We start from the raw sequence: 246 nt of genomic DNA on the forward strand, positions 1-246 counted from the left end.
TGGTCAACTGCAGGACATGAGCCTGCTAATGCTCAAAATGATTTGTGTTGCGCAAGTGGATGGCATGACGGGCAAATTAAAGCAGAGTGCGCAAACCATTCGTCAGTTGTTGAATCTGCGCCAGAGTCTCACTGCTGACCAGCAGCAATGGCTGGCGTTGATTACTGCCGATATGGCGTTACGGCTAGATGATGCCGCGCTGGCTCAACTGAATTTTGAGCAAATGGACAAAGACAGTGCGCCTGC

General features: G+C 50.8%; 1 protein-coding gene. It reads left to right on the plus strand.

Annotated elements, in window-relative coordinates; all coding sequences use genetic code 11:
• Window positions 1–28: 28 nt before the first annotated feature.
• Window positions 29–246: hypothetical protein (locus RYX56_RS24440; protein ID WP_317124398.1), on the plus strand; the 218-nt coding region annotated here is incomplete at its 3' end.

Source organism: Alkalihalophilus lindianensis (assembly GCF_032843265.1).
GTDB lineage: Bacteria > Bacillota > Bacilli > Bacillales > Bacillaceae_D > Alkalihalophilus > Alkalihalophilus lindianensis.